The organism is Rhodococcus sp. (in: high G+C Gram-positive bacteria), from assembly GCF_049286785.1.
Lineage (GTDB): Bacteria > Actinomycetota > Actinomycetes > Mycobacteriales > Mycobacteriaceae > Rhodococcus_F.
In genome coordinates, this window is the sequence record NZ_JBAQEO010000363.1 from 1 (window position 1) to 16544 (window position 16544).

Below are 16544 nucleotides of genomic sequence, written 5' to 3' on the forward strand. Positions count from 1 at the left end.
GCTAGACGGGGCGGCCAGGGCGGTCCACCAGCACAACCTTCGGCGGCAGGCCCCATTCGTTCCGGCCGAGCCGGCTCAGTGGTGCGAGGCTCGAGAAGTCGGGCAGCCCGTCGTCCGCCACCGCCTCCGGCCGGACCGCGACCGTCACCACGTCGCCCATCACCACGAACGAGTCGCCCACCGGTACCACCTGCTTCAGGGTGCATTCGATGGCCACCGGTGACCCGGCCACGCGCACCGGCCGAACCCGCTCGCTCGGCTCGGTCTCGATGCCCAGCGCGTCGAACTCGTCGACGTCGCTGTCATAGGTGGCCGAGCTGGCGTTCACCACCGACATCAGCTGCTCGGTCGCCAGGTTGATCACGAACTCACCGGTGGCCTCGATGTTGCGGAGGCTGTCCTTGCGGGTGACCGACGTGAACTGTACGACCGGCGGCTCGGCGCTGGACACCGAGAAGAAGCTGTACGGGGCGAGGTTCGCCACGCCGTCCGCCGACACCGTGGAGATCCACGCGATGGGCCGGGGCACGACCGACGCGGTCAGCACCTGGTACATGCGGTGGGGTGGCAGGGCGGCCGGATCGTAGAGGGTGCGCATGCCTTCATGGTGTCAGGACCGGCAGCCGCGCGGTCCGCTCGCGTGAGGTCGCCGCAAGCGGATGCCGGACGATCTGACACTCTGGATGGCGTGAATCCGTCCACTGCACAAGCCACCGCGGTCGTCGACGAACTCGTACGCGGAGGCGTTCGCGAAGTTGTGCTCTGCCCGGGTTCGCGTAACGCCCCGCTCGCCTTCGCGCTGCAGGCGGCCGACGTCGAGGGACGCGTTCGGCTGCACATGCGCATCGACGAACGCACCGCGGGATTCCTGGCCCTGGGCCTGGCCGTCGCCGGTCGCCGGCCCGTCCCCATCGTCATGACGTCGGGCACCGCCGTCGCCAACCTCGGTCCCGCCGTGCTCGAAGCCAACTACGCGCGAGTCCCGCTCGTGGTTCTCAGCGCCAACCGGCCGTACGAAATGCTCGGGACCGGTGCCAACCAGACCGTCGAGCAACTCGGACTGTTCGGCAGCCAGGTGCGTGCCACCATCAGCCTCGGGCTGGCCGAGGACGACGCCCGGCAGAACAGTCAGTGGCGCTCGGCGGTGTGCCGGGTTCTCGCCGCCGCCCGGGGCACCAGGTCCGGCAACGCGGGCCCCGTCCACTTCGACATCCCGTTGCGCGAGCCCCTCGTCCCCGATGCCCACGCTCAGGGCCCTGTTCCGCAGGGCCGACCCGGCGGCGCAGCGTGGACCACCACCCAGCACGCGACGCTCGACGTGCCGGTCGACCTCGACATCACCCCCGACACCATCGTGATCTCCGGTCACGGCTCGGCGCTGCGTCCCGAACTCGCGGGACTGCCCACGGTGGCGGAGCCGACGGCCCCGCTGCACGGCATCCCGGTGCACCCGATGGCGCTGCCGCAGCTGAAACCGCGGCAGGCCATCATCACCGGTCGTCCCACACTGCACCGGCCGGTCTCGAAGGTGCTCGCCGACCCGGCGGTGGCCGTCTACGCCCTCACCACCGGACCGCGCTGGCCGGACGTGTCCGGCAACGTCCTCGCCACCGGCACCCGCGCCGTGGTGTCGGGTGAGCCCGACCCGGCCTGGATCGCCCGGTGCCGGACGCTGTCCGAACACACCGACAAGGCTGTGCGGGCGCAACTCGCCGCCCACTCGAAGGTCACCGGACTGCATGTGGCCGCCGCCGTGATGGACGCTCTGGCGGACGGTGATCAGCTACTGCTCGGGGCGTCCAACCCGGTCCGCGACGCCGCCCTCGTCAGCTACCCGTCACCGACCACCCGGGTTCTGTCGAACCGGGGTGTCGCCGGCATCGACGGCACGGTGTCGGCTGCGGTCGGCGCGGCCCTCGCGTACGACGAGGGGCGCACCATCGCCCTGCTCGGCGACCTCACCTTCCTGCACGACGCCGCCGGCCTGCTCATCGGCACGGGTGAGCCGCGGCCGAATGATCTGACCATCGTGGTGGCCAACGACGACGGCGGTGGGATCTTCGAATTGCTCGAGCAGGGCGACCCGCAGTACGCCGGGGTGTTCGAGCGGGTCTTCGGAACGCCACACGGGATGAACCTCGCAGCACTGTGTGCCGCCTACCGGGTGGAGCACCATCTGGTGGATCTCGGTGAGCTGTCCCGGCAGTTGACGGATCCCGGCGTTCCCGGCGACCGCGGTATCCGGGTACTCGAGGTGACCACCGAACGCTCCGGCTTGCGCGAACTGCATGCTGCGGTGCGGGCACAACTGTGAACGCACGCGTCCTGGGGCGCGTCCGACGTGGCGTGCTTATCGCGGCGATCGGCATCTCGGTGCTGGCCGTTCTCCTGGTGGTGGCCGCGTGGCGCAACGACCGCACCATCGAATCCGACAGGGGAGTCGCCACGGCGGAAGTGCTGTCTGCGGGATCGCTGCGCTCGGCCATCAGCTTCGTGACACCCGACGGCGTGACACACAACCCCGAACTGGGTGTGCTCTATCCGACACGGCTCACCGCGGGCCAGCGCATCGACGTCGAGTACGCACGCAGCGAACCCGACCTGGTGCGCGTTTCCGGACGCGATGCGCGCGTCGCGGTGATCCCGGCCTGCTCGCTCATCGTCGTCACCTGGTTGATCGCGGGCCCCGTGATCTGGTACCTGCGCCGTCGCGAAGGCTCAGCGGCGTCATCCTGAGTTCTCCGGAACTTCGCGCGACAGTCATATCGATCTCGCCGATGTGACCATGAGCACTGCCACGCTGAGCGCGTGAGAGTAGCCATCGTCGCGGAGTCTTTCCTCCCCAACATGAACGGCGTGACCAATTCGGTGCTCCGGGTTCTCGAGCACCTTCAGCGGTCCGGTCACCAGGCGATGGTCGTCGCCCCGGACACCGTCGGGTCACAACCGCCGGCACCCGCCGTGCACAACGGCGTGCGCGTCTACCGGGTGCCCGCCGTCATGGTTCCCAAGGTCAGCTCGCTACCGGTGGGGCTGCCCCAGCCCGGGCTCACGGCCGAACTGAGGGCATTCGCGCCCGACGTCGTGCACCTGGCGTCGCCGTTCCTCCTCGGTGCCGGGGGATTGGCCGCCGCGCACCGGCTCGACGTCCCCACGATCGCCGTCTACCAGACGGACGTCGCGGGATTCGCGGAGAGTTACGGGCTCGGTATCACCACCCGTGCCGTCTGGGCCTGGACGCGTCGCATCCACAAGGGCAGCACCCGCACCCTGGCACCCTCCACGTCTGCGGTCGACGCTCTGGCCGAGCAACGCATCCCGCGGGTGCACCGCTGGGCGCGCGGCGTCGAGACCACCCGGTTCGCGCCGTCCCGTCGCAGCACCTCCCTGCGGGATTCCTGGTTGCGCGGCTCGGACCGGCTGGTCGTCGGTTTCGTCGGACGCCTTGCGCCCGAGAAGCACGTGGAACGGCTCGCGGCACTCGCCGGGAATCCTGCGATACAGCTCGTCGTGGTCGGTGACGGGCCCGAGCGGGCGCAGCTGCAGCACCTCATGCCCGGTGCGATCTTCACCGGCCAGCTGGGCGGTATCGAACTCGCCGAGGCCTACGCGAGCCTGGACGTCTTCGTCCATCCGGGGGAACACGAAACGTTCTGCCAGGCGGTGCAGGAGGCACTGGCGAGCGGGGTGCCCGTGATCGCACCCGACGCGGGCGGTCCTCGTGACCTCGTGTCCCATTGCCGCAACGGCTACCTGCTCCCGGTCGAACGCTTCGCCGAGTTGTTGGCGAGTGCTGTCGACGTCCTGAGCGAGGATCGGATGCGCGCTCGGTTCGGGGACGCCGCCCGGCAGTCGGTCCTGCATCGCACCTGGCCCGCGATCTGCGACGACCTACTCGGGCACTACGCCGACGTCACCGGAGTGCAGGGCTTCCGCGGTTCCCGGGCCGCTTGATCCTCGACCGGATCGTCTCACGACGTGGGAAAGCCGCCCGTGATGTGGTCGGCGTGGAATTACCCGGACGCTGCGGGTCGTTGTGCGAGTCATGGCCAAGTACAAGACAGTCAATCCCGCGACCGGTGAGACCGTCCGGGAATTTCCTACTCTCGACGCCGCGGGTGTGGAGGACGCCCTGTCTCGTGCTCACTCGGGATACCTGAGCTGGCGCACCACGGCGGCGGACGAACGGGCCCGGATTCTGAGCAGGACCGCGGCCGCCTACGCCGAGCGCGCAGATGAGCTGGCACGCATGATCTCGCTCGAGATGGGGAAGCCGGTACGCGAGGCGAAAGGCGAGGTGCAGCTGGTTTCCGCGATCTATCAGTACTACGCGGACAATGGTCCCGCACTGCTCGCGGAGGAGCGTCTCGACGCACAGGGCGCCGAAGAGTCCGTGGTCTACCGCAAGCCCATCGGCCCGCTGGTCGGGGTCATGCCCTGGAACTACCCGTACTACCAGGTCGCGCGATTCGCCGCCCCCAACCTGATGCTGGGCAACACCGTGCTGCTCAAGCATGCTCCGAACTGTCCGCAGTCGGCGCTGCTGATGGAAGAAATCTTCCACGAGGCAGGCCTGCCCGCGGAGGCGTACATCAACGTCTTCGCCACCAACGAGCAGATTGCCGACATGATCGCCGATCCGCGTGTGCAGGGCGTGTCCCTGACCGGCAGTGAGCGGGCCGGCACCAGTGTCGGTGAGACCGCAGGCCGAAACCTCAAGAAGGTGGTGCTCGAACTCGGCGGTTCGGACGTCTTCATCGTCCTCGACTCGGACGACCTGGACGCTCTCGCCACCACCGCCACCCGCGCCCGCCTGTCGAACGCAGGGCAGGCGTGCAACTCACCCAAGCGGTTCATCGTGATGGAGCCGTACTACGACGAGTTCGTCGCCAAGCTCGCGGAGTCGTTCCGGGCGACGAAGACCGGCGATCCGCTGGACGAGAAGACCGTACTCGGTCCGCTGTCTTCGCAGACCGCCGCCGACAGCTTGATCGAGCAGATCGACGACGCCGTGTCGAAGGGCGCGACTTTGCTCGCCGGCGGTAAGTCGATCGAGGGTCCCGGCTCGTACGTCGAGCCCACGCTCCTTGTCGGGATCACCCCGGAGATGCGCGCGTACCACGAGGAACTGTTCGGACCCGTCGGCGTGGTCTACAAGGTCGGCTCGGCCGACGAGGCGGTGGAGCTGGCCAATTCCTCCGCGTACGGACTCAGCGGCTCGGTGTGGAGCAGTGACCTCGACGGGGCACGCGGGGTGGCCGATCGACTCGATGTCGGCATGGCGTTCGTCAACGAGCACGGAACCACGCTTCCCGGCCTGCCGTTCGGCGGCGTCAAACGATCGGGCGTCGGACGCGAGCTCGGCCCGTGGGGAATGGACGAGTTCGTCAACAAGAAACTGGTCCGAGTCTCCAAGAACTGATGCGCCGACGGCCGAGAGGCCGCTGGTAGCGTTTCGGACGTGGCAACTACACACGGTTCGCGGGCGTCGCTCGAAAAGGATCCGCACGAGGTCGCGTCGATGTTCGACGACGTGGCGGAGCGCTACGACCTCACCAACACGATCCTGTCGTTCGGTCAGGACCGCAGGTGGCGAAAAGCGACCCGAGCGGCGCTCGACCTGAAGCCGGGGGAGCGGGTTCTCGACCTCGCCGCCGGCACCGGAGTGTCGACCGTCGAACTCGGGCGGTCCGGGGCGTGGTGTGTGGCCACCGATTTCTCCAAGGGAATGCTGAAGGCGGGTCTCGGCCGGCGGGTTCCCATGGTGGCCGGTGACGCCATGCACCTGCCGTACGCCGACGGCGTGTTCGACGCGGCCACGATCTCGTTCGGCCTGCGCAACGTCTCCGACTTCGACGCGGGACTGCGGGAGATCGCCCGGGTCACCAGGCCCGGTGGGCGTCTCGTCGTCAGCGAGTTCTCCACACCGGTGTTCGGTCCGTTCCGCACCGTCTACATGGAATACCTGATGAAGGCGCTGCCCCGGGTAGCCCGGACGGTCAGCAGCAACCCGGACGCATACGTGTACCTCGCCGAATCCATTCGGGCATGGCCCACGCAGCAGGAACTCGCCCAGCGCATCGAGGCCGCGGGATGGCGGAACGTGCAGTGGCGCAACCTCACCGGTGGGGTGGTCGCCCTGCACCGGGCCACTCGCTGACGGTCGGTCGAGCCGAAGCTCAGCCGAAGAGCGGCCGCGAGTCGGCCTTCTGCGACAGCAACCCCGACGCGCGCCACGCGCGGGCCGTGAGGTCGCTGTCCTCGTCGGTGACCAGGTTGCCCATCACGCGGACCGCGATGGTCATCAGGGCGCGTGAACGCATCGCGAGGGGCCCGGATGCGGGTAGCACGTGGGGCACGGTGAGCAGGCCGGCGAGACGCCGCGCCACGGAGAACGCGCGGCCGTAGTGTTCCCGCAGGATCGAGGGCCACAGATCGGTGAGGTCGCCGGCATCGAGGACCTCGGCGACGAGACGACCGCCCTCGAGTCCGTAGTCGATGCCCTCGCCGTTCAGCGGATTCACGCACGCCGCCGCGTCGCCGATGATCGCCCAGTTGCGGCCCGCGATGTTCGATACCGCCCCGCCCATCGGCAGCAGCGCGGACGCCACCGCGCGCAGTTCGCCGTCCCAGTTCCACTCCTCGCGGCGCTGTTCGGTGTACAGGTCGAGGAGCGGTCGCAACGCGCCGGGAGCCGGCCTCTTTGCGGTCGCCAGGGTGCCGACACCGATGTTCACCTCACCGGTCCCGAGGGGGAACACCCAGCCGTAACCCGACTGCAGGGTGCCTTCGCTGTCGCGCAGCTCGAGGTGCGAAGTGATCCATGGGTCGGCGCTGCGGGCCGTGGCGATGTACGCGCGTGCGGCGACCCCGTACGCGGTCTCCCGATGCCATTCACGACCCAACTGCCTGCCGAGCGTGGACCGGACGCCGTCCGCGACGATCAACCGGCGGCAGCGGATGGTGTGCGTGCCGTCGGAGGTCTTCAGGGTCACGGCCGACACCCGGTCACCGTCGCGCTCGACCGCGACCGCCCTGGCCCCCTGGGCCATGACGGCGCCGGAATCGACCGCTGCCGCCCTGATCCTGTCGTCCAGCTCGGTCCGGGCGACGGCGCTGCCGACGCCCGGGAACGAGCGCCCGGGCCACTCCAGCTCCAGTTCCTGCCCGAAGCCGGTGAGTCGCAATCCCCGATTGGTTCCCTTGGACCGAACCCAGTCGCCGAGACCCAGCTGATCGAGTTCGGAGACGGCGCGGGGGGTGAGCCCGTCGCCACACGTCTTGTCGCGCGGAAACACGGCAGCATCGGCGAGCACCACGTCACGACCGGAACGAGCTGCCCACGCGGCGGCCGACGAACCGGCAGGACCAGCACCGATGACCAGGACATCGGTGGTGGTGGGAAGCGGGGACCCCGTGCGTGACTGTTCGGCTGCGACCACAGCTACATCCTGTCAGGCGTCCCCGCGACGTCGACAGGCACCGCGAGGCTCTTATCCCTCGTCCGTATCCCTCGTCCGGCGCTCCGTGGTCCACGACACGGACTCGCGGTCAGCGCGCGTGCAACATCAGCAACCGGGCGGCTACGCTCCACGGGATCGAAGATGCGTGTAGTTGACTACCGTGGGAGCCAGGGCCGTCACCGACGATCCGAGCCGTCAATGACGACAGGAATGGGTACTGAGAACGTGAGCACCGAAGGCGCAGCACAGACCGCTGGCGACGCTGTAGTGGGCACCACGGTCGCCGGGATCGATCTCGGCGACCCGCAGCTCGCTGCCACGGTTCGCGACGAACTGAAGCAAGTCGAGGAGCTACTGGTCAGCGAGCTGTCCGACGGGGAAGATTTCCTGACCGAGGCGGCGCTCCATCTCGCGAAGGCGGGAGGCAAGCGGTTCCGCCCCCTGTTCACGATTCTCACGGCGCAGCTCGGACCCGACCCCTCCAATCCGTCGGTGATAACGGCTGCCACCGTCGTCGAACTCGTCCACCTCGCCACGCTGTACCACGACGACGTGATGGACGAGGCGTCGATGCGCAGGGGCGCACCCAGTGCGAACTCGCGATGGGGCAACAGTGTCGCGATCCTCGCCGGCGACTACCTGTTCGCCCATGCGTCCCGGCTCGTGTCGACCTTGGGCCCCGAAGCGGTGCGGATCATCGCCGAAACCTTCGCCGAACTCGTTACCGGGCAGATGCGCGAGACGATCGGCTTGCGCGGCGAGCAGGATCCCGTCGAGCATTACCTCAAGGTGGTGTGGGAGAAGACAGGCTCGCTGATCGCGTCCTGCGGTCGCTTCGGCGGCACCTTCTCGGGTGCCGGCGCCACCGACATCGAACGGCTCGAGCGCCTCGGTGACGCGGTCGGAACGGCCTTCCAGATCTCCGACGACATCATCGACATCTCCTCGGTGTCCGCACAGTCCGGCAAGACACCGGGAACGGATCTCCGTGAGGGCGTCCACACGCTCCCAGTTCTCTACGCCCTGCAGGACGAGGGGCCCGAAGCAGACCGGTTGCGGATCCTGCTCAACGGCCCGGTCACCGAGGACGACGACGTCGTCGAGGCCCTCGCCCTGCTGGAACGCTCACCGGGCATGGCGCAGGCGAAGGCGAAACTCGAGGAATTCGCGGTCCAGGCCCGGGCCCAGCTGGCCGAGCTTCCGCAGGGCACCGCGAACGAGGCGCTCATGAAGCTTGTGGATTACACGATCGAGAGGGTCGGCTGAGCCGGGAACCGTCATGCCACCGCGGTTCGTTGAATGATCAAGATCCCGGAACGAAGGTCTCGAACGGCCGATTCCGGATCGGGTGACAACGACTAGGAAGGCCGGACGTGCGCGGATACGCAAACGGAGCGAAGACTCTGGTTCTGTTGGTCGGCATGTCGGCGCTGATCGTGTTCATCGGCGCCCTGTTCCGCAACACGACGATCCTGTTCCTGGCCATCGTGTTCGCGGTAGGGATGAACGCCTACGCCTACTTCAACAGCGACAAGTTGGCGCTGAAGGCCATGCACGCCCAGCCGATCACCGAGGTACAGGCGCCGGTCATCTACCGCATCGTGCGCGAACTGGCCACCTCAGCACACCAGCCGATGCCGCGGCTCTACATCAGCCCCACCGCCGCACCCAACGCGTTCGCGACCGGTCGTAATCCTCGGCACGCCGCGGTCTGTTGTACGAGCGGGATCCTTCAGATCCTCGACGAGCGCGAACTCCGCGCGGTGCTCGGCCATGAGCTTTCCCACGTTTACAACCGCGACATCCTGATCTCGTCGGTGGCCGGAGCCATGGCCGCCGTCGTGTCGGGACTGGCCAACTTCGCGATGTTCGCGAATATGTTCGGCGGCCGGGGTGGGGGACAGGGTGCCAATCCGATCGCTCTGCTGCTGGTATCGCTGCTGGGCCCCATCGCCGCATCCATCGTGAAGCTGGCCGTCTCACGGTCCCGCGAGTTCCAGGCGGACCAGTCGGGCGCCGAACTCACCGGAGACCCGCTGGCACTGGCGTCTGCCCTGCGAAAGCTCGAACAGGGCACCCAGGCGGCTCCGCTGCCACCGGAACCGCAACTCGCCGCCCAGTCACACCTGATGATCGCCAACCCGTTCCGCACCGGTGACAAGATGAGCCGCATGTTCTCCACCCACCCGCCGATGGCCGAGCGCATCGACCGACTGGAGAAGATGGCGGGGATGTAGGCCCCTCGCCTCGCGCGTCCCCTTTTCGGGGCGAATGTACCTTTCGGCGCTGGAGAAGTGCCCAAAGGTACATTCGTTCGGGTGCAGCAGGCCGCTAGCGGTAGTTCACGAACTGCAGCGCGATGCCGAAGTCCTCACCCTTGAGCAGTGAGATGACGGCCTGCAGGTCGTCACGCTTCTTGCTGCTCACTCGCAACTCGTCGCCCTGAATCTGCGCTTTGACGCCCTTGGGGCCCTCGTCACGGATCTTCTTCGAGATCTTCTTGGCGTTCTCCGAGCTGATGCCCTGGACGAGGGTGCCCGACAGCTTGTAGACCTTTCCGGACTGTGCCGGCTCCCCGGCGTCGAATGCCTTGAGAGAGATGTCACGCCGGATCAGCTTCTCCTTGAAGACGTCCAGGGCGGCGAGCAACCGCTCCTCGGTGTCGGCCGTCAAGGTTATCGTTTCGTCGCCGGACCACTCGATCGATGCCCCTGTATTGCGGAAGTCGAACCGCGTCGACATTTCCTTGGCTGCCTGATGGAGGGCATTGTCCACCTCTTGACGCTCAACCTTGCTCACCACATCGAAGGACGAATCAGCCACTTCACACTCCCGGTTCCATCGAGTTCTGCTCGCACGAATCGGCGAGCGCTCACCAGAATGCCGGTGAGCTGATTCGACGCTATCGGGTGGCAACCGCCCGTATCCACCCGGTTTGCAAAACGGGGGGCCGTTCGTTGTATTCTTCTCTGCGCAGCGGAGAGTGATTTCGCAAGATCTCGCACTCCACCTGTAACCCGGCAGATTGCCCGAGCGGCCAATGGGAGCGGACTGTAAATCCGTCGGCTTATGCCTACGTAGGTTCGAATCCTACATCTGCCACACACAGAACCCCGGTGAGCGAGAGCTCACCGGGGTTCTGTTCTTTCCAGGCGACTTCTGGCGGCAGGTCCGGTCCCGGCCGGCTGTGCGGGGTGCACTCCGTCCATCGGGTGACGCCGCCACCGAAGTGCGGTGACCAGCCAATTTGGTGCTGGACCGGAACTCTGTGTAATCTCGTCAAGGCTTCAGCGCACAGCGATGTGCGAGCGAAGCACGCCCCCTTAGCTCAGTCGGTAGAGCGTTTCCATGGTAAGGAAAAGGTCAACGGTTCGATTCCGTTAGGGGGCTCGCTGGATTGTGGTGAAGCGCCTTGTGCGCGACACTCGACACCGAGGCGGTGTAGCTCAGTTGGTAGAGCAAACGACTCATAATCGTTGCGTCGCCGGTTCAAGTCCGGTCACCGCTACACAATATGCATGATCCACCCTGATTGCTCGTAATCAGATACACCCGAAAGAAGGCATCCCGTGGCCTCCTCGACCGACGTCCGGCCCAAGATCACTTTGGCCTGCGAGGTATGCAAGCACCGCAACTACATCACCAAGAAGAACCGGCGCAACGACCCCGATCGCCTGGAGCTCAAGAAGTTCTGCCCCAACTGCGGAACTCACCAGTCGCACCGCGAGTCCAAGTAGCACGGTCCCGAACGGGACAGCGTTCGCGAAGGAGTCGTCGAGGCTACCCTCGTGTGTAACGCCCAGGGTAGGAGAGGTTCTTTCGCGTGACAGACACAGTGACAAAGACTGAAGTGACCACGTCGCAGCCGGTTCCCCAGGATCCGGCTGCGCACGCGCTTGCGATGGTCGGTCATCACTACCGGGTCGACGACTTCTACGAGGTCGGTCGCGAGAAGGTTCGTGAGTACGCCCGTGCCGTGCAGGACTGGCATCCGGCTCATCACGACGAAGAAGCCGCGAGGGGCCTCGGTTACGACGGTCTGCTCGCGCCTCTCACATTCATCTCACTGGTCGGGATCATCGCGCAGGGCCGGTTGTTCAAGGAAATCGTCACGGGTTACGACCCGAGTCAGATCCTGCAGACGGATCAGAGGCTCGTCTTCCACAAGCCGATCAAGGCCGGCGACCGCCTGGTTTGCGACGTCTACCTGGATTCGTTCCGCCAGATGGGCGGCAGCGACATCATCACGACCAAGAACATCGTCACCGATCAGAACGACGAGCTGGTGCAGACCACGTGGACAACACTGGTCGCCCGGACCGGCGGCGAGGTCGACGAGAATATTGCTCACGCAGTCAAGGACGTGATCATGCATGGCGCTTCGTAAGTTCGAAGATGTCTCGGTGGGTGAAGAACTCCCCGAGCGCATCGTGAAGCTCACTCGCGGCGACCTTGTCAACTACGCCGGCGTCTCTGGCGATCCCAATCCGATCCACTGGAGTGACGAAGTCGTCAAGTTGGCGGGTCTGGACAACGTGATCGCGCACGGCATGCTCACCATGGGCCTCGGTGGCGGTTTCGTCACGTCGTGGCTCGGGGATCCGGGCGCCGTCACCGAATACAACGTTCGTTTCACGAGTTCGGTCTATGTCCCCGAGGACACGGCCGCGCAGGTCGAGTACACCGGTAAGGTGAAGTCGCTCGATGAGGAAAGCAAGACCGCAGTAGTCGCGATAGTGGCGAGGTCCGAGGGTAGGAAGATCTTCGGCCGCGCCACCGCAACGGTCCGTCTGGCCTGATGGCCGGGTGGATTGGGTTTGTTCCGGGGCATTGAAGTACACTGAGATTTCTGGGATCACTCAGCGCTGCGCGCTGCCCTATGGTGCTGTTGCGCCGATGAGGGTGGCGCGCGTGTCATGTGATCACAGAGTGGTTGGTCAGGAGCTGGTCCTGAGCTAGTGGACCAGGTCGACCGACCGAAGGGGCGTAGCTCAACTGGCAGAGCAGCGGTCTCCAAAACCGCAGGTTGCAGGTTCAAGTCCTGTCGCCCCTGCCCCCGGATGCCAGCGACTGAGAGGAACGACGTGAGCGAGGAGCGCGCCAAGCGCGACGGCGACACTTCAGGGCCGCTGCGCCCAGAAGGTGTCGACGACACCGCAGCGGACGCTGTCGCCCGTTCCGCTACTCCGTCGGGTAAGCCGAGCGGTAAACGTCGAAGCAGTCGTTCGCAGTCCGCCGAGGTTGCCGCGAGTTCCGTGAAGACGTCGGAACGATCGGCGTCGGTATCCACCAAGGTCGGGCAGGCCAAGAAGGACCGTGCCGACAAGCCGCGCAGGGACAACATCTACAAGCGGCTGCGCAGGTTCATCCGCGAGGTCATCGCCGAACTCCGCAAGGTCATCTGGCCCAACCGTAAGCAGATGATCACCTACACCAGCGTTGTTCTGGTGTTCATGGTGTTCATGGTGGCTTTCATCGGAGTGCTGGATCTGGCGGTCATCAAGGGTGTGACCTGGCTGTTCGGCTGATCATTCCGCCCCGGTGGATCCGAAGTATGTGAGTGACGAGAGGAAGCGAGTGCCCCAGTGAGCACCCCCGAGAACGACGCGAACGAGGCCTTGGCCGAAGAGCGTGTTTCTGCCGAGGCGGCGGCCGAAGTGGATGTCGAGGCTGCCGACGAGGGCACCGAAGCCGCGGAAACCGCTGACGAGAGCGGTGTGGAGAACTCGCTCGACGAGGCCCCCGAAGAGACTGAGCCTGCAGAAGAGACTGAGCCCGCTGCAGAAGAGCCCGAAGATCCGGTCGAGGAACTCAAGGCGGCGCTCAAGCGCGCGCCCGGCCATTGGTACGTCATTCACTCCTACGCGGGCTACGAGAACAAGGTGAAGGCCAACCTCGAGACTCGCGTCCAGAATCTTGACGTCGGGGACTACATCTTTCAGGTGGAAGTTCCCACCGAAGAGGTCACCGAGATCAAGAACGGCCAGCGCAAGCAGGTCAATCGCAAGGTCCTCCCGGGATACATCCTGGTTCGCATGGATCTCAACGACGAGTCCTGGGGCGCCGTGCGTAACACCCCGGGTGTCACGGGCTTCGTCGGCGCGACCTCGCGGCCGTCTCCGCTGAGCCTCAACGAGGTGATCAAGTTCCTGTTGCCACAGGAGGAGAAGAAGAAGCAGGCCGCCGCGGCCGGTGTCGCTGCCGGAGAAGCGGGTGGAGAGGCCTTCGCTAAACCGCACATCGAGGTCGACTTCGAGGTCGGTGAGTCGGTTACCGTCATGGATGGTCCGTTCGCAACGCTGCCCGCCAGCATCAGCGAGGTCAACGCGGAGCAGCAGAAGCTCAAGGTTCTCGTGTCGATTTTCGGTCGCGAGACGCCGGTCGAGTTGTCCTTCAATCAGGTCGCGAAGATCTGATCCACACACTTGCACTGCAGTAGCAAGACACACACCCAGCAAGAAATAGGAATACGAGATGCCCCCCAAGAAGAAGAAGCTCGCAGGGCTCATCAAGCTTCAGATCCAGGCCGGTCAGGCTAACCCTGCACCGCCCGTGGGTCCCGCGCTTGGTCAGCACGGCGTGAACATCATGGAGTTCTGCAAGGCCTACAACGCGGCGACCGAGTCCCAGCGCGGCAACGTTGTGCCGGTCGAGATCTCGGTCTACGAAGACCGTAGCTTCGATTTCAAGCTGAAGACCCCTCCGGCTGCCAGGCTGCTGCTCAAGGCTGCAGGCGTGCAGAAGGGCTCCGGCGAGCCGCACAAGACCAAGGTCGCCTCGGTGACCATGGACCAGGTGCGCGAGATCGCGAAGACCAAGCAGGAAGACCTCAACGCCAACGACATCGAGCAAGCCGCGAAGATCATCGCCGGCACCGCACGCTCGATGGGTATCACGATCGACGGCTGAGCCGTTCGATCCACCGACGGCGCTGCCGTCACGAGAAAGCGTGGGAGGGCCGGCCAGGCCCCGACCACTACTGAACCATTACCCCACCGCAGTAGGTCACATCCGCGGTGAGAAGTTAGGACAGAAGAAATGGCAAAGCGCAGCAAGGCGTATCTCGCCGCCGCTGAGAAGATCGACGCCGACAAGCTGTACAGCCCACTGCAGGCTGCAAAGCTGGCGAAGGAAACGTCGTCGAGCAAGATGGACGCCACCGTCGAGGTTGCTGTCCGTCTGGGTGTCGACCCGCGCAAGGCGGACCAGATGGTTCGTGGCACGGTCAACCTGCCGCACGGCACCGGTAAGACCGCCCGCGTCATCGTGTTCGCTGTCGGTGAGAAGGCCGCCGAGGCCGAGGCGGCTGGAGCCGACGCCGTCGGTGCCGAGGACCTCATCGAGCGGATTCAGGGTGGATGGCTGGACTTCGACGCCGCGATCGCAACCCCCGATCAGATGGCTAAGGTCGGCCGCATCGCCCGCGTCCTCGGACCGCGCGGCCTGATGCCGAACCCGAAGACCGGCACCGTGACCGCTGATGTCACGAAGGCTGTCAACGAGATCAAGGGCGGCAAGATCAACTTCCGCGTCGACAAGCAGGCCAACCTGCACTTCGTGATTGGCAAGGCATCGTTCGACGACGCCAAGCTGGTCGAGAACTACGGTGCTGCTCTGGACGAGATCCTGCGTGCGAAGCCCTCCTCCGCGAAGGGCCGTTACGTCAAGAAGGTCACCGTTTCGACCACCACCGGCCCGGGCATCCCGGTGGACCCGAACCGCACCCGCAACCTTCTCGAGGATGCCGACGCGTAATTCTCTGCTCGAACAGTTCGGCCGGTACGGGACTCCGTACCGGCCGAACTGCTTTTTCGGGTTCAGTCTTCGTCGACGGCTCCCGGTCCGGGCTTCTCTTGCCAGGCCAGCATCACGGAATCCGTGCGCGCCGGTGCCCATGGCATGAAGATCGCGACGACGACCGCACAGACGACCACGGCGCCGGCCGCAACGAGTGACGCGGTGTGGGAGCCCTGCAGGACCGTCGTCTTCATGGTGAGGATCAGGTTCTCGCGCTGCTGCTCGAGGAACGGCGGGATCTCCCGCTTGCGGATCTCGAGCACGCTCAGGACGGTGGCCCGCGCGAAGCCCTTCTCGTCGTCGTTCATCAAGGCGGCCGGAATCCGGTCGAGTAGCGGACTCATCGTCGTGGCGTAGTACGACGCGACGATCGATCCCAGCACGGCGACACCGAGTGTTCCTCCGATCTCCCTGGTGGTGTCGTTCACGGCCGAACCCGCTCCGGCCTCGTCGAGGGGCAGCGACGCCATGATCGACTCGGTCGCCGGCCCCTGCACGATGGCCAAACCGAGTGCCATCGACACCATCGACGGGAGGACGTCCGTCAGGTAGATGCTGTCGACGGCCACCTGACCGCCGAGGTAGAGGCCGACACCGGTGAGGAGAAGGCCGAACACGATGACCGGCGTCGTCCCGATTCGCTGCGCCAGGAGCGTGGCGACGGGGGCGCCGACCGCCACCGACACCGCGAACGGCAGCGACGCGATACCGAACTCGAACGGGGTGTACTCACGGACTCCCTGGAAGTACTGCGTGATGAGGAACAGGAAGCCGAACATCGAGAAGTACCCGATGGCGATCGCGAGGGCGGGGAGGGAGAACCTGCGATTGCGGAACAGCCGTAGGTCGAGGATCGGCTGTGCGGTGCGCAGCTCCCAGAAGACGAAACCGACGAGGACGGCGATCGCGACAGCGACGGCGCCGACCGTGACGGACGACGTCCACCCGTGGTGCGGGGCTTCGATGATCGCCCAGACGAGCACGGTGATTCCGGTGATCGAGGCGGCAATTCCGACGAGGTCCATGCGTCCGATGACGGAGGCGCGCGATTCCGGCACCAGCAGCAGCGTCGCCACCGCAACGACCACGGCGATCGGCACGTTGATCCAGAAGACGGAATGCCAGCTGAAGTGCTCGAGCAGCCACCCACCGGCCATCGGTCCGATGGCGATCGCGAATCCGGCCATCGCGGTCCAGGCGGCAATGGCGAGCGCCCGCTCCCGCACATCGGTGAAGATGTTGATGAGGAGGGCTAGGGTCAATACCGTTTACTTAGAATGACAC

At 65.8% G+C, this 16544-nt stretch carries 18 protein-coding genes and 4 tRNA genes; 18 read left to right on the top strand and 4 right to left on the bottom strand.

Annotated features, from left to right (window positions below; genetic code table 11):
• Window position 1 precedes the first annotated feature (1 nt).
• Window positions 2-598: a flavin reductase family protein gene (locus tag WAW17_RS13425; protein ID WP_422333458.1), complete on the bottom strand. Its 597-nt coding sequence runs from the start codon at window positions 596-598 to the stop codon at window positions 2-4.
• A gap of 90 nt (window positions 599-688) precedes the next feature.
• Here WAW17_RS13425 and menD point away from each other — a divergent pair, with 90 nt between their 5' ends.
• The 5 genes from menD (at window position 689) to WAW17_RS13450 (ending at window position 6160) form a co-directional block, all read left to right on the top strand.
• The gene (menD, locus tag WAW17_RS13430) at window positions 689-2314 is read left to right on the top strand and encodes a 2-succinyl-5-enolpyruvyl-6-hydroxy-3-cyclohexene-1-carboxylic-acid synthase (RefSeq protein ID WP_422333459.1); all 1626 of its coding nucleotides are present in this window, start codon (window positions 689-691) and stop codon (window positions 2312-2314) included.
• A complete protein-coding gene (locus WAW17_RS13435; RefSeq protein WP_422333460.1) occupies window positions 2311-2736 on the top strand; it encodes a DUF3592 domain-containing protein in 426 nt (141 codons plus the stop codon). The genes menD and WAW17_RS13435 overlap by 4 nt, the downstream gene beginning before the upstream one ends.
• A gap of 72 nt (window positions 2737-2808) precedes the next feature.
• The gene (locus WAW17_RS13440; protein ID WP_422333461.1) at window positions 2809-3954 is read left to right on the top strand and encodes a glycosyltransferase family 4 protein; all 1146 of its coding nucleotides are present in this window, start codon (window positions 2809-2811) and stop codon (window positions 3952-3954) included.
• Between the two features lie 91 nt (window positions 3955-4045).
• Entirely contained in the window at window positions 4046-5422 is a 1377-nt protein-coding gene (locus tag WAW17_RS13445; protein WP_422333462.1) for an NAD-dependent succinate-semialdehyde dehydrogenase, read from the top strand.
• A gap of 39 nt (window positions 5423-5461) precedes the next feature.
• Window positions 5462-6160 (top strand): demethylmenaquinone methyltransferase, encoded by a 699-nt coding sequence (locus WAW17_RS13450; RefSeq protein ID WP_422333463.1) that lies wholly within the window; start codon window positions 5462-5464, stop codon window positions 6158-6160.
• A 19-nt stretch (window positions 6161-6179) separates the two neighbouring features.
• Here the strand turns inward: WAW17_RS13450 and WAW17_RS13455 are convergent, their stop codons facing one another.
• The gene (locus WAW17_RS13455) at window positions 6180-7442 is read right to left on the bottom strand and encodes a geranylgeranyl reductase family protein (RefSeq protein ID WP_422333464.1); all 1263 of its coding nucleotides are present in this window, start codon (window positions 7440-7442) and stop codon (window positions 6180-6182) included.
• 231 nt (window positions 7443-7673) lie between these two features.
• On the opposite strand from WAW17_RS13455, the gene WAW17_RS13460 reads away from it, so the two are divergent.
• Window positions 7674-8729, top strand: coding sequence for a polyprenyl synthetase family protein (locus WAW17_RS13460; protein ID WP_422333465.1), 1056 nt, complete (start codon window positions 7674-7676; stop codon window positions 8727-8729).
• Window positions 8730-8836: 107 nt separating this feature from the next.
• A complete protein-coding gene (gene htpX / locus WAW17_RS13465; RefSeq protein ID WP_422333466.1) occupies window positions 8837-9700 on the top strand; it encodes a zinc metalloprotease HtpX in 864 nt (287 codons plus the stop codon).
• A gap of 94 nt (window positions 9701-9794) precedes the next feature.
• Here htpX and WAW17_RS13470 read toward each other — a convergent pair whose 3' ends face one another.
• Window positions 9795-10286: a YajQ family cyclic di-GMP-binding protein gene (locus WAW17_RS13470; RefSeq protein ID WP_422333467.1), complete on the bottom strand. Its 492-nt coding sequence runs from the start codon at window positions 10284-10286 to the stop codon at window positions 9795-9797.
• Between the two features lie 196 nt (window positions 10287-10482).
• On the opposite strand from WAW17_RS13470, the gene WAW17_RS13475 reads away from it, so the two are divergent.
• From WAW17_RS13475 to rplA, 11 genes are all read left to right on the top strand, one after another.
• Window positions 10483-10565 (top strand) — tRNA-Tyr (locus WAW17_RS13475).
• Between the two features lie 215 nt (window positions 10566-10780).
• Window positions 10781-10853 (top strand) — tRNA-Thr (locus WAW17_RS13480).
• Between the two features lie 45 nt (window positions 10854-10898).
• Window positions 10899-10971 (top strand) — tRNA-Met (locus WAW17_RS13485).
• 61 nt (window positions 10972-11032) lie between these two features.
• Entirely contained in the window at window positions 11033-11200 is a 168-nt protein-coding gene (rpmG, locus tag WAW17_RS13490) for a 50S ribosomal protein L33 (RefSeq protein WP_003941903.1), read from the top strand.
• A 164-nt stretch (window positions 11201-11364) separates the two neighbouring features.
• On the top strand, window positions 11365-11850 hold the full coding sequence (hadA, locus tag WAW17_RS13495; RefSeq protein WP_422333474.1) for a (3R)-hydroxyacyl-ACP dehydratase subunit HadA: 486 nt from the start codon (window positions 11365-11367) through the stop codon (window positions 11848-11850).
• Entirely contained in the window at window positions 11837-12262 is a 426-nt protein-coding gene (hadB, locus tag WAW17_RS13500; protein ID WP_422333468.1) for a (3R)-hydroxyacyl-ACP dehydratase subunit HadB, read from the top strand. Before hadA ends, hadB begins: the two co-directional genes overlap by 14 nt.
• 181 nt (window positions 12263-12443) lie before the next feature.
• A tRNA-Trp gene (locus WAW17_RS13505) sits at window positions 12444-12516 on the top strand.
• Window positions 12517-12547: 31 nt separating this feature from the next.
• Window positions 12548-12991: a preprotein translocase subunit SecE gene (gene secE, locus WAW17_RS13510; protein ID WP_422333469.1), complete on the top strand. Its 444-nt coding sequence runs from the start codon at window positions 12548-12550 to the stop codon at window positions 12989-12991.
• Window positions 12992-13048: 57 nt separating this feature from the next.
• A complete protein-coding gene (nusG, locus tag WAW17_RS13515) occupies window positions 13049-13879 on the top strand; it encodes a transcription termination/antitermination protein NusG (protein WP_422333470.1) in 831 nt (276 codons plus the stop codon).
• A 58-nt stretch (window positions 13880-13937) separates the two neighbouring features.
• Window positions 13938-14372, top strand: a complete 435-nt coding sequence (gene rplK / locus WAW17_RS13520) for a 50S ribosomal protein L11 (protein WP_422333471.1) — start codon at window positions 13938-13940, stop codon at window positions 14370-14372.
• A gap of 129 nt (window positions 14373-14501) precedes the next feature.
• On the top strand, window positions 14502-15218 hold the full coding sequence (rplA, locus tag WAW17_RS13525; protein WP_422333472.1) for a 50S ribosomal protein L1: 717 nt from the start codon (window positions 14502-14504) through the stop codon (window positions 15216-15218).
• A gap of 62 nt (window positions 15219-15280) precedes the next feature.
• On the opposite strand, the gene WAW17_RS13530 is transcribed toward rplA, so the two are convergent.
• Window positions 15281-16522 carry an MFS transporter gene (locus WAW17_RS13530; RefSeq protein WP_422333473.1) on the bottom strand — a complete coding sequence of 414 codons (1242 nt, stop codon included), beginning with the start codon at window positions 16520-16522 and terminating at the stop codon, window positions 15281-15283.
• Window positions 16523-16544: the final 22 nt, after the last annotated feature.

What these genes read in the sequence shown, in the direction of transcription:
- hadA (WP_422333474.1), top strand. Translation starts at nt 11,365, where the DNA reads ATGGTCGGTCATCACTACCGGGTCGACGACTTCTACGAGGTCGGTCGC.
- WAW17_RS13425 (WP_422333458.1), bottom strand. Translation starts at nt 598, where the DNA reads ATGCGCACCCTCTACGATCCGGCCGCCCTGCCACCCCACCGCATGTAC.
- hadB (WP_422333468.1), top strand. Translation starts at nt 11,837, where the DNA reads ATGGCGCTTCGTAAGTTCGAAGATGTCTCGGTGGGTGAAGAACTCCCC.
- rplA (WP_422333472.1), top strand. Translation starts at nt 14,502, where the DNA reads ATGGCAAAGCGCAGCAAGGCGTATCTCGCCGCCGCTGAGAAGATCGAC.
- WAW17_RS13460 (WP_422333465.1), top strand. Translation starts at nt 7,674, where the DNA reads ATGGGTACTGAGAACGTGAGCACCGAAGGCGCAGCACAGACCGCTGGC.
- WAW17_RS13445 (WP_422333462.1), top strand. Translation starts at nt 4,046, where the DNA reads ATGGCCAAGTACAAGACAGTCAATCCCGCGACCGGTGAGACCGTCCGG.
- rplK (WP_422333471.1), top strand. Translation starts at nt 13,938, where the DNA reads ATGCCCCCCAAGAAGAAGAAGCTCGCAGGGCTCATCAAGCTTCAGATC.